This window comes from Rummeliibacillus sp. NPDC094406 (assembly GCF_044763875.1).
Taxonomy (GTDB): domain Bacteria; phylum Bacillota; class Bacilli; order Bacillales_A; family Planococcaceae; genus Rummeliibacillus.
Genome location: NZ_JBIWGZ010000005.1, coordinates 1 through 12,655, shown reverse-complemented (window position 1 = coordinate 12,655; position 12,655 = coordinate 1). Strand labels below are relative to the sequence as shown.

The following is a 12,655-nucleotide window of genomic DNA, read 5'->3' as shown; positions in this document are numbered from 1 at the left end:
AATAGAAAGAAAGTAGGGGAGATAAAAATCTTATACTTTGTAGATTTTAAAATAAACGTATTAATAAACAATCAATTAATCTTACAAATCTACATGTTGAAAAGGATGAAATGAAATGATAACCCCTACAATCCCTGAAGAAATGAAACAACTGCTCAAACGCCCAGTAAAGCAAGAAGATATTCGTATCACAACCTACCTTGAGGCAGAACTGTATGATGAAGTTATGCGCCTAAAACGTGCAGGTATCAGTGTCAAGAAAGTAGTTAATGAAGCTGTGGCAGATTTACTAAAGAAATACGATTTATTCTAATTAATATTAATTATTATTTATTTGTATTAATTCACCACATCTATCTCCTAACCTTCCAACTATGGAGGTTGGGGGATTTGTCCCGGATTTGTCGACAGTATCGGCAATAACGGCAGTTGTCAGTGTTGTCGATACTGTCGGTAAAAACGAGTGTAAGCAGGGCAATATTTTTTTTTGCTCTATTTTTCGAAGATGATAAACTAAATGTAATAGCGTATTTGCATGATTAACTGTTATTGTAGATACCCAACTCTTAGAAGGAAGTGAATACAAATGCTATATGAAAGGGTCAAACAGGCTCTTGAACGTGCACGAAAGAAGAATCCAGGTGCCAATTTTTACATACCATTAGAAGATTTCATTGAATATGTGACATTTCATTTGATTGCTACCAGTGAGATGAGAAACACGATGACAAGTAAGCAAATGAGCATGAGTCAATATCTTCAACAAGATAAAACATATAAGGAATTCTATGAGAGGAAAGCCTTTACAGAGGAAGCGGAATATAAAGCGTTTCATAATAAGCTTAGAAATGCGATTAATCGATTTAATTCGCTTAATCATAAAACAGAAGAGGAAGCTAACCAAAGAAAGCGATCTGAAGCTGAAACAGGTTCAAGGAAAGCGCGTTTTGAAAACACAATCACAATTCATGATTTCCAAGCTCAGAGTGAAATGCCAATCTTGATGGATATCAAGGAAGCAAAAGGTGAACAGAATACGGTTTATCAAAGAATACTAAAAAACAATTTACAAAATGTTAATTTCACCAATTATAAGTTGTTTGAAGAGTATTTGAATCAAGAAATTCAAAAGCAGAGTCTGTCAGCGGATGAAAAACAGCTTCATCAATACTTAATTGAAAAGCATTTGAAATTGCATACCCTCAAGGAAATATGTAGATGTTATGAAAGTATTGTCAAGAACACAAGCAATCAGAAGCAAATACTCGAAGTAGATTTGAAAACTCGTTTACAACTAATGTTATATGCTACATCAATGCCGATGGTACAACAGTGGCAAGCATATATTAATTTAATAACCAGACTGGAAAGTTGCAAATTTGGTAGATTTATTCAAGAAATTGATTCCATTACAAACTTTATTAAATGGATCTTAATGGAGTACTGTAATAAGCATGAAGATATCGTATTTGATGAAAGTGATATGGAATGTTTCAGAAAATATATAGACCCAAAAAGGTTTCAAAATGATTTGAGTATAAGAAAAGGCTTCTCAAGTAGTACATTTTCCATCGTGATGGAGGAAATCAAACGAGGGAATGAGCAAGTAAATGAATAATCACTTTAGAGCAAACGAAAATTTTCGTTTGCTTTTTTTCTTTTTACTATGAAATACCCGGTTTTTTTTCCAGAGGGGAAGTCTCTATCTTGTTTTATACTAGGGAACAAGATTACTGAAATGGTAATCGATTGTATTTTGTAAACAGTACAGTCAGTACAAATGATCTCGAGTGAACGACTGTCGTAACTGTTTGATGGAGAAAATAACCATAGGAACGGAGTGATTGATAATGATTCAACAAATCGAAGCAAGCAACGCAACAAAACAACGGTGGGATGTGTTAGGAGGAATTGATCCGAGTCATATCGATACAACATATTTACCAGAAGTCATTATACAAATTGGTAAACGTAGCTTAGTAGACTTACTAAATGCGAAATTAAATAACCCTCGTTTTGAAGTGAAATTCAATTTTGACAAAGTAAAACGTACTCTAATGGAAGAGAAATTTTCAGACATAGCCCTTTTCTATCATGATTTTACTATTCCAAAACCAACACGAGTACTGTCAACAACAGAAGCAATCAAAGAAGTATTCGATGTGATTCAAGTCACTGAAGGTGATACGACAATAACGTATACAGTCTACTTAGACGAAGGTCCATATGCCAATACAATAGAGGAAATTGTCTACAATATCAATCGAGTGCTTGGTCCTAGAGTTGAAACAAGAGCGAAGCAACTTATACACAACGATTATCATATGACCTTTAATATTTCGTTAGCATATTAATCTGAATTGATGAAGGACATGTTCCCTCTATGCAAGTGATTAGCGGCAACTAGTCACTTGCCTTCACAATAACATGAATACCTAACCTTGTGGTAAAAAAATAAAATCTACTATCATTTCTCAAGTATTGAGTAAGAACTAGGTTCACAAGGAACTAGTTACTTCCAAAATCCCCTTTCCCGCTTAAATACCGACAGTGCTGACAATCTCAAACTGTTGCTACTGTCAGTACTGACGGTAAAAAAGGATGATGGGATACCAAATGAATGGAGGCAAAATGAAAATGAAAATTGAAGAATTGCAACATACGAATGTACTTGCTCGACCAGAAGCCAACAAACGAACCATCCCAGATGGAGCCTACAACGGTGAAACGACAAAAGCAGAATTTCTTGAGCGTGATAGCCAATACTCTGAAGATGGCAAACGTGTAGTACTGAACATCAAAATTGAAGTGGAAGACGATGCAGAGGAAGTAATAGATCTTTACATCGCCCCTAACTATTCATGGAGTAAACAAGGCAATATGATGAAAATCCTTGAAAAGCTCGATGTATTGCCAGCTCCAGGCGAATCAATTGATCTTGATGAATTAGTTGGCATTCCTGTTCAAGTCATCGTTGAAAATGTTGAAAAAGATGGTGAGACGTACTCGAACATCGTCAGCATCAAACGAATCAAAGCCAACCAACCACAAAGAACAATCAAGAAGAAACCAATTGCTAAAAAAACTGTAGCACCAAAGCGTAGAGTAATAAAAAAACGATTGTTTGGTGAACAGTCCACATCGACTGATGAGTTTGACATTCCTTTTGATCTAGATGAGTCCATCGAAACAGATGATGACTTTGATAACGTTGATAACACATATGAACAATACGAGGATGAGGATTAATCACCATCTCGTCATAATATTCCACTCTGTAGATATGATTGCAATTTCTACAGAGTATTCCCTACAAAATACCAAAGGAGCTACTAGTCATGACAAATCTTACATCTAATGAAACAATCACACAAACAATTGAGATATTGAAACAACCAGAAGAAGTTGTTGAAATTCGTATTTTGAAAACAGATAAAGGGACAATTTCGGGTTACTTTGATGATGTTGAAAAGTTGATAATTGATGTTCAGAAATATGTTGGTAAGTACGATATCTACGTCACACTCAATCCACCAAAAGATGAGTTGCTTGCCCGTTGCAGCAACCGTCTACAAACGTATGCTAAAAACACAAGTAGCGACCAAGATATCAAAGAAATTCGTTATGTAATGATTGACATTGATCCGATTCGAACAAGCGGAATTTCGTCAACAAATGAGGAGAAGAAATCTGCTTATGAACTCATCAAGAATATTCGCAAAGACCTTTTACAAGCAGGCTTCCCAGGACCAATTGTCGCTGACAGTGGCAATGGTTATCATATGTTGCTACCAGTTGAATTAGACAATACGAAAGAAAATGTTGCAATCGTCAAAGATTTTTTAGGTACACTTGATTTTCTTTACTCGAATGACCAAGCACAAGTGGATGTGACAACCTATAATCCATCTCGTATTGTCAAACTCTATGGCACGAAGGCATGTAAAGGTGATGATACAGAAGAGCGTCCTCATCGCTGGTCGGGTTTTGTAAAAGTACCTAAAGAGCTTATGCTAACTGAAATAGAACAGCTTAAGGCATTTATTAATAAAAAGCCGAAGTTAGAGGCAACTTCAAAGTCGAAAGCTAAGGGTAAAAACAAAGGGAAACCAATTGATGTTCCTGAATTTATTGAAAAGTATGGATTAGACCTAGACTATTCTGCATCTTACGCAGGTAATGCGACAAAGTATATTTTGCGTACATGTCCTTGGAACAGTGACCATACGAATAGTGCTGCTTATATCATTCAATTTGCGGATGGCGGTGTAGCAGCTGGCTGTCTTCATAATGGGTGTAGTGGAGAGGATTGGAGAACATTACGATCATTACTAGCAGAAGATTCCCAAATATCCGATGTAGTGGAAGAAGATAAGCAAGCAGATACCATTATTAAACTCACTGAAAACTTTCAATACTTCATCAATGAATTAGAGGAGCCATTTGCGGCTGTTAAAAAAGAAAACCATTGGGAAGTCCTTGATATGAAAAGTCAGAAGTTCAAATTGTATTTAACGAAGTTATTCTTTGACAATCAACGTTCAGCTCCTGGCGCTGAAGGGTTGAATCAAGCGTTAAAAGTATTAGAGATGAAAGCCATCTTCTCTGACAGTGAACATAAGCTACAAAGACGAATTGCTGAAAATCAAGGTAGTTACTACTACGATTTATGTGATACAGAATGGCGAGTTGTACAAGTGAGTATTGATGGTTGTCGTCTTGAATCTCATCCACCTATTCTTTTCACTCGGAATAAAAACATGGAACAACAGGTTGAGCCCGATTTATCCGTTGATTCAACAAAACTAATACCACTGGTGAAGAAACATTTCCGCTTCAAAAAAGAATCAGATACAGTACTTTTTGCAACGTATCTAGTAACGTGCTTTCTCCCGCAAATTGCACATGTCATTCTTGTTTTGTTTGGCGAAAAAGGCGCAGCTAAATCAACGACTATGCGTATGGTGAAGCGTATTGTCGATCCTGCAAAACAAGATTTACTATCTATGCCGACATCAAAGTCAGATTTAGCCATTTCCCTTTCCAATAGCTATATGCCTTGCTTTGACAATCTTGATTCCCTTTCGGCTGAGAAAAGTGACATGCTATGTATGGCAGCTACTGGTGGTGCATTTACAAAACGTACACTTTATTCGGATAGTGATGAAACGATTCTTCAATTCAAACGATGCGTTGGTCTGAATGGCATCAATATTGTGGCTACTAGACCAGACTTATTAGATCGTTCAATCTTACTGGAATTAGAACGCATTCCAAAGGATGAACGAAAAACAGAACATGCCATATGGAGAGCATTCGAAGCTGACATTCCTAAATTCTTAGGGGCGATTTTCAATACAATCTCTGCAGCAATACCACTTTATGATGATATAGATCTTCAAGAAGTTGGACGTATGGCAGATTTCACTTACTGGGGCTATGCCATTGCGGATGTTCTAGGAGTAGGTGGAGAAGAATTTTTACAAGCGTATCTAAATAATCAAGATACTGCAAATGAAGAAGCACTAAGTTCTCACCCAGTTGCTGCAGCTGTCATTGCCTTTATGAAAAATCGTAGTACATGGTCAGCAAGTGTTTCTGAACTTTTGAAGGAGTTAGAAGATGTTGCAGAACGTGAACGTATTAACACCAACGTCAAAACTTGGGCGAAAGATGCTAATGTGCTCAGTAAACGTCTCAAAGAAGTGAAATCAAATCTTGAAGAAATCGGAATAACCTATGATATTCGCCATGCAGGGAACTACAAAAAAATTACATTACAGAAAAAAGGAAATGCTTCTGTAGTGAAACAAACTGGTTCCAAAAAGTTGCAGCGTCCTGTTATAGAAGAGGATTACTTGAAACTCGATGAAGAGTTTGAACACTGCAATTGATGCATTCCCATTATCTTCGTTTTTGTCGTCAGTACCTACAGTGTCGTCAGTTTTGTCGATACGGACGATACTGACGGTAGAAACGGGGCAAAAGAGGTTGGTAAAATCGAATCAGCGATGAATATAGACATATATTATTTCTTTGGAACATCAAAGAATAAAAAAACAAAAGGAGAAACAAACCATGGATATTTTAGCAGCATCAAAAGCTAGTCAAAAACAACTGGAACAAACCAACACAAGCAAAGAGACCCAACGTAGCTATCGATACCAGCAACAAGAATTCGCGAAGTATATGAATGAGCGTTACAATGCTCCTATTATGCTGATTGATATTACACTTGATGATGCTGAAGCATACTTTCACTATCTCCAACATGAGCGAGGGTGGACAGTTGCTAGTGTCAATATCTCCATCAGTGCTGTTCGTAAACTGTTCCACTTTGCAGAGCGTAAAGGATGGATACAAAACAACATCATGTTACACATCGACACACTGAAAAAGCAAACGGTAGAACGGGATTTTCTCACTGAAATTGAGATGAAGAAACTGATATTGGCGATTGAACATCCGCTGATTCAGCTAGTGGTGCGTACATTAGCCTACTCAGGACTTCGCATCAGTGAATGCTTGAACCTTACCCTTACAGATGTTGATTTTGACAAAAACGTCATTCGTGTCATCAATGGAAAAGGTGGGAAGAATCGTATTGTTCCTCTTGCAGAGAATCTTGCTGAAGAATTACTACTTTACCGCGACACGAAACGTCCAAAGGTAAAGTCAGAAAAGTTCTTCGCGCTTAAGAAAACAGGTAGTATCTCTGACAAATACATCAATCGTGTGCTAAAAGTGGCTACTAAAAAGGCGGGTATCGACAAAAAAGTAAGTTGTCACACTCTTCGCCACAGCTTCGCTTCCTCACTTATCCGTCATGGAACTGATTTGCCGACAGTGGCTAAACTGCTTGGTCATTCTGATTTCCGAACAGTGACAAGTATCTATGTCCACAAGGATCAATCGGAATTAACAAGTGCAGTTAATCAGCTATCAATCTAAAGAGGAAGTGAACAGGACATGACAGAGCAAATGGATGATACAAATGTTCTACTAGATGAACGCGTTCAGGAAATATTGAGAGGATTGACCCAAGGAAAAACCCGTGAGGAGTTAGCTAAGAAATTCGGTCATAAATCCTACAAGACACTCGATATGTACATGCGTAGGCGTAACTTTGAATGGGGTAGTGCCAAGGAGAACTATAAGTTAGCGATATCCAAAAAGGAAACAGCAGTTGTCGATACTAGCAAAGCCTATCGAATTATCCAGCTAATTGACCAACAAGAGGAATTGGATCTACAGCGGGTTGCCTTACTAAATGGCTTTGACAGCTACAAAGAGCTAGCTGCATACATGGGAGCCAATCACTACAGCTGGTCTAGCGAACATAGTAATTATGTGAAACAAACCGTTTTCGAAAATCAATTACTTGAGGGCAATCCCCCTAACGTATCGTCAGAACCGTCAATGTCGACACTGCCAACAATGACGATTAATACGAAGGAAGTAGGTTGGGCTGAGTATTTGCCTCTGTTGAAGATGCTAAAGAACAATGAACTACGATTGTTGAATTTGTTACAGCCATATGGAACGGGAGGGCAGATTCCACGCTACACAATTCCAGGTGTAGCCAAAACAAAGACGGTACAAATGATTCATTCATTGGATCAGATGGTAACTGACTTTGCGAAGGAAAAAAACATGACGCAACGTGATGTGTTCGAAGTAGCGCTAATTGATTTCTTCAAACGCTACGGGTACGAGAAACAAGTGGAAGTATTACTGAAATGACAAGGAAAATATGAAAGTGTAGCCTATCTGAACGGCTACACTTTTTTAGTCTTACTATATTTGTATCAGTATAAGGTTTTATCACTACAAATTATCGAGTTTCTTCCTATTATAATATTCTCTTCTATTGCTTTTCTTTTTTTGCTTTAGTATTGATATCCTATTTATTGCAACTTTTATCTTTGATTATCTATTGAGCAACAATTGGAGATGGTAGAGATCATTGGTTTTATTGGGTTTATATAAATGGGAAATTATGGTTATATTAAAGCTATTAACAACACAACTGTTGAAGTAACATTCAAAGAAGCTCAAGTTGCTCAAGATATCAAAGCTTCTCGCTTTGCAATCGAAGGTCTTGAAGTGAAAAACGCTGCTGTAAAACAAACTGACTCTAAAGTGGTTGTATTAACTACTTCTGCTCAAGAAGCTGGTAAAACTTACACACTTGCAGTTGATGGCGTAAAAGCTAAATCATTCACAGCTGTTTCTTCAGTAGTTCCTACTGCAGTTGAATTATCAACTCCATCTATCCAAGGTGTACTTGGTAAAGAAGTAACTGTTACTTCTAAAGTAACTGTTCCAGATGGTCAATCTAAAGCTGGTATCGCTGTAACATTCAACGTTGCTGCTAATAATACTTTCAACAAAGATAAAGTAATTGAAGCATTCACAGACGAAAACGGTGTTGCTAAAATTTCTTACACTCAATACAGCAAAGGTGAAGACACAGTTTATGCATACCCAACAGGTGCTGCAAATGTGAAAACAACTGTAGGTAAAGTATACTGGGGTAACACTGAACGTCTATCTGTTATTGATGTGACTGCTGGTACTACATTAGCTAACGATTCTAAAAAAGTTTATAAAGTAACTTCTGAAGAAAATAAAAATAGCTATATCAACGTTGCATTCAAAGAAAACGTTAATGTAACTCCTGATAAATTAGTACGTACAGTAAAAGTTGTTGATGCTACAGGTGATTCTTATCCATACCAAGTAACAACTGGTGGCGTACAATATGTACAAGTGAAACTTGATTCTAAAGGTGAAGCAACATTCACATTACAAGGTTCTAATGCAACTGTAACACCAATCGTATTTGCTGATGGTTCAGATGATGATTACAAAACAGCTACTAAGAATAACAAATTAGAAGCTACAGAACTTCAAGCTCAAGCTTCTTCTGTGAAATTCGATAAAATTTACTCACAAGGTCTAAAAGTTGAAGCAGTTGGTACTCAAAATGCTGCATACGACCAATCAACTAATAAAGCAGATTCAGAGTCTATTAATAGCGGTGGTCGTGAATACACAGTTACAATCACTGATAAAGATGGTAAATTAGCTCCAAAAGGTACTAAAGCTTACGTAACATTCAAAAAAGGCGATGTATCTTCATACAATGATGTTCGAATTAACGGACAACTTATTAATTCAGCAACTGATGAAGTGCTAATCACTGTTGATAAAGATGGTAAAGCAACATTCAAATTAACAGGTGCTAAAGATGCATACGCTGCTCCAACTGTATTTATTGAAAACGGTACAGATAAAACTGAATTAGATGATGCAGATTTATCATTCACAGCTGATAAAACTTTCTTCTTAGCTCCATCTGTTAAAGATGCAACTTTAGAAGCTAGCAAAGAAACTACATCTGCTGCTAACCCTGTAACATTCACTTACCAATCAGTAGATCAAAATGGTTTCCCATATGCTTCTGATTATAACAATGGTAAAGGTGGATACACAGTATCATTTGAAGTTTCTGCAACATTTGCTGATGTAACAGTAACAGGTAATGGTATTTCAACTGCTAACGATAACAATGTAGTAAAAGCTGGAACAACAAATACATTCAAAGTTATTGCTAATGCAAATGGCGAAGCAACAATTGATGTACAACCAAAAGACGGTCTAGCTGCAAACGTAACAGTTAACGCTTCAGCATCTCAAGCTAGTCTACCAAACAAATCTGCTTCAGTAGCATTTACTAAAGCTTCAGTTATCCCAGATACATTCACTGGTACAGTAACTGATATCGATCTAACAAAGAAAACTATTAAACTTGCTACTTATGATGCAGTAAGCTATGCAAAAGCTACATTTAAAAATTCTAACGGTGTTGCAATCAACCAAGCTGAATTCGAAGCTGCTATTTCTAAAAACAGCTCTAAAGTAACATACAAAAAAGATGGCGATAATGTAACATTTGAAATCGTTGCTGCAAATGCTTCTGAAGATAAAGCTCTTGTAGCTGTAAATGATGCTACAAGCAATGCAGATGCAGTAAAAGCAATTGAAGATAACAAAGCTTTATTTGCTGATTGGGATAAACTATCTGCTACTCAAAAATCAAATGTAGCAGCTGCTATTTTAGCTAACCGTGGTCCTGGATATGGCAAATTCTCTGGTGTGAAAGCTGCTTATACAACTGCATATAATAATGTAGTATCTACTGCTTTAAATACTGCTAAATTAGCGGCTGCAGCAGTAACACCAGCACAATTAAAAGCAGTACCAGGTATTGATACAACAGAATTAGAAAAATTATCAACAGCACTACCTGTAGCTCCAGCAGATTCATACCAAGTGGCTGCAACAAAAGCAATCGGTGGTACTGCTACAAACTTTGATTCAGTTGCAACATTGCAAACTGCTATTGACAATGCTGTAAAAGCACAAAATGATTTAAAAGCTAATGCTGATAAAACAGCTGTTGCTACAAGTCTTACAACTGCATTAGATTCAGCTGATGGCTCATACACTCTTGCTGGTGCAGTAAAAGCATTAGAAGACAATCAAAAGGTACTTGGATATAACCTTTATAACTTTGCTACTCTAAATCAAGCACAAAAAGAAGCTGTAGCTACTCAGTTAGATGGAGTAACTGTAGATTCAACTAAGATTGCAGCATTTAATAAATCAATTAAAGAAGCAATCGACTTTGTAACTGATGCTGAAAAACCAACAATAACAACAGCTAAATTAACAAACAACACAACATTAACATTAACTCTTAGCGAAAATGTTACACCTGGAGTAACAGCTGCTGGAGTAGTTAAATTTTTAGCTGCTGATGGAAAAACATTAAGTACAGCAGATTATACTGCTTTTACAGCAGGTGCTACTGCTAATGAAGTTGTAATTACATTAAGTGACGCTGCTGCTGATGCATTTGAAGCAGGTGCTACAATCACTGAAATTACTAATTTAGTTGTTAAAGATAATTCTGCCAAAACTAATGCTTTAGATATTACTGGATTAAATATCTTAGTAAAATAGAATAGTTTGAGGTGCTAGTCACCCAAACAATTCAGACAATAGTCTACAGATTAAGTCCTTAATCTCTTCGGAGGTTAAGGGCTTTTTCTTTATATTGCTGTATCAAACGGAAAGATAAATAGATATTATAATCATGATAAACATCTTAAGCCCTAACCCATTCGTGGAGATAGGGCTATTTCTATTTAGGAGGGAATATCATGAGCGAAAGTAATAAGGTAGCTAAACGAATTGAAATTGTGCATGTTGAATTAGTGAAGTTTCTTGTCTCAGGCACCTGAACAATTATCTTGTAAGTAAGACTTTAACTATTCTGTATATTATTAAGTAAAGGGGGATTATTCCCTTTTTGTTCTTTAGGAACAGTGTTCCAAAAGCACAATAGTTGATAAATATAAGTTTTTTAAAAATTTATGTTTAAAATTTATATCAATGTCTATAATGTTAATGTTAGTCTTTCAACTAAAGCCAAAATTTAGTTGAAAGTAAACGAGTGATTGCAGAATAGATCAGTCACCGAAATAATTTTGACACAGAATCGGTATCAGTCCTCCATACAATTCAAGTCTTTTTTTATATAGAACGATAAGAGAAAATCCCTGATTATTTTTTAGTCAGGGATTTTGTTATGTCTATGGTTTTTCTATGCAGTGTAGTTTTTTGTGTTGCTTCTTTCTTCCAACCTGATGTGTATACACATTTTGTCTTGAGGCGGTAAAATAACTGATATAGCAAACAGATATGGGATATCTATCATGGTAGTTTTCTGAAACACTCAAATTCTTTACCTTGCCTTTTAAATTATGTCAATATATAAAATAAAAGGCCAATGTGTCAATCTAAATAATAATTATATAGAAGAAAATCAAGATTACACTCGATATTCAAAAATGATAAAAGTGTATGAAGATATATAGTTTTATGGGTTCTGAAGGTTTATCGAAGTCTATCTATAGATATAGATTATAATTATAATTTGTTTGTAATTTCTTTAGTAATAGAAGATATTAATAAAATTATAAAATATAATAAAAATATATTGACGCAATAAAAATATCGTGATATATTATTTAAGTCGCTAAGAGATATAGCGAAAAAAGAAATTCAAAAATAATTAAATCAAAAAAGTTGTTGACATCGATTTCGAGATTTGATATAATAAAGAAGTCGCTGAAACAAACGACCTTGAATATGAACCTTGAAAACTGAACAAGCAAGACGTTAATCAATAAACTTTGATCACTAACTTCTGTTAGTGACAAGGACAAACAATAGATATCATCTTATAGATGATACGCTAGCAAAGCTAATGAGCTTTCAAACTTTACTTTTATGGAGAGTTTGATCCTGGCTCAGGACGAACGCTGGCGGCGTGCCTAATACATGCAAGTCGAGCGAATGAAGAGGAGCTTGCTCCTCTGATTTAGCGGCGGACGGGTGAGTAACACGTGGGCAACCTGCCCTGTAGACTGGGATAACTTCGGGAAACCGGAGCTAATACCGGATAATCCATTTTACCTCATGGTGAAATGTTGAAAGGCGCTTCGGCGTCACTACAGGATGGGCCCGCGGTGCATTAGCTAGTTGGTGGGGTAACGGCCTACCAAGGCAACGATGCATAGCC

General features: G+C 36.3%; 8 protein-coding genes and 1 rRNA gene. All 9 read left to right on the top strand.

Annotated elements, in window-relative coordinates; genetic code table 11:
- Positions 1–115 precede the first annotated feature (115 nt).
- Positions 116–313: a hypothetical protein gene (locus ACIQ4I_RS13885; protein ID WP_403096848.1), complete on the top strand. Its 198-nt coding sequence runs from the start codon at positions 116–118 to the stop codon at positions 311–313.
- Between the two features lie 273 nt (positions 314–586).
- Positions 587–1,618, top strand: coding sequence for a hypothetical protein (locus ACIQ4I_RS13880; RefSeq protein ID WP_403096845.1), 1,032 nt, complete (start codon positions 587–589; stop codon positions 1,616–1,618).
- A gap of 232 nt (positions 1,619–1,850) precedes the next feature.
- Entirely contained in the window at positions 1,851–2,354 is a 504-nt protein-coding gene (locus ACIQ4I_RS13875; RefSeq protein WP_403096843.1) for a hypothetical protein, read from the top strand.
- A 262-nt stretch (positions 2,355–2,616) separates the two neighbouring features.
- A complete protein-coding gene (locus tag ACIQ4I_RS13870; RefSeq protein ID WP_403096840.1) occupies positions 2,617–3,249 on the top strand; it encodes a hypothetical protein in 633 nt (210 codons plus the stop codon).
- Between the two features lie 89 nt (positions 3,250–3,338).
- Positions 3,339–5,894, top strand: coding sequence for a hypothetical protein (locus ACIQ4I_RS13865; protein ID WP_403096838.1), 2,556 nt, complete (start codon positions 3,339–3,341; stop codon positions 5,892–5,894).
- 184 nt (positions 5,895–6,078) lie between these two features.
- Positions 6,079–6,951, top strand: coding sequence for a tyrosine-type recombinase/integrase (locus tag ACIQ4I_RS13860; protein WP_403096835.1), 873 nt, complete (start codon positions 6,079–6,081; stop codon positions 6,949–6,951).
- Between the two features lie 18 nt (positions 6,952–6,969).
- Positions 6,970–7,743 (top strand): hypothetical protein, encoded by a 774-nt coding sequence (locus ACIQ4I_RS13855; protein WP_403096832.1) that lies wholly within the window; start codon positions 6,970–6,972, stop codon positions 7,741–7,743.
- 246 nt (positions 7,744–7,989) lie between these two features.
- Complete coding sequence (locus ACIQ4I_RS13850; RefSeq protein WP_403096829.1) at positions 7,990–11,031, top strand: S-layer homology domain-containing protein; 3,042 nt, start codon at positions 7,990–7,992, stop codon at positions 11,029–11,031.
- Between the two features lie 1,329 nt (positions 11,032–12,360).
- Positions 12,361–12,655: ribosomal RNA gene (locus tag ACIQ4I_RS13845) — 16S ribosomal RNA — on the top strand; the annotation flags it as partial.

Bases quoted from the DNA above. Each gene is read 5' to 3' on its own strand.
- ACIQ4I_RS13885 (WP_403096848.1), top strand. From the start codon at position 116: ATGATAACCCCTACAATCCCTGAAGAAATGAAACAACTGCTCAAACGC.
- ACIQ4I_RS13880 (WP_403096845.1), top strand. From the start codon at position 587: ATGCTATATGAAAGGGTCAAACAGGCTCTTGAACGTGCACGAAAGAAG.
- ACIQ4I_RS13875 (WP_403096843.1), top strand. From the start codon at position 1,851: ATGATTCAACAAATCGAAGCAAGCAACGCAACAAAACAACGGTGGGAT.
- ACIQ4I_RS13870 (WP_403096840.1), top strand. From the start codon at position 2,617: ATGAATGGAGGCAAAATGAAAATGAAAATTGAAGAATTGCAACATACG.
- ACIQ4I_RS13865 (WP_403096838.1), top strand. From the start codon at position 3,339: ATGACAAATCTTACATCTAATGAAACAATCACACAAACAATTGAGATA.
- ACIQ4I_RS13860 (WP_403096835.1), top strand. From the start codon at position 6,079: ATGGATATTTTAGCAGCATCAAAAGCTAGTCAAAAACAACTGGAACAA.
- ACIQ4I_RS13855 (WP_403096832.1), top strand. From the start codon at position 6,970: ATGACAGAGCAAATGGATGATACAAATGTTCTACTAGATGAACGCGTT.
- ACIQ4I_RS13850 (WP_403096829.1), top strand. From the start codon at position 7,990: ATGGGAAATTATGGTTATATTAAAGCTATTAACAACACAACTGTTGAA.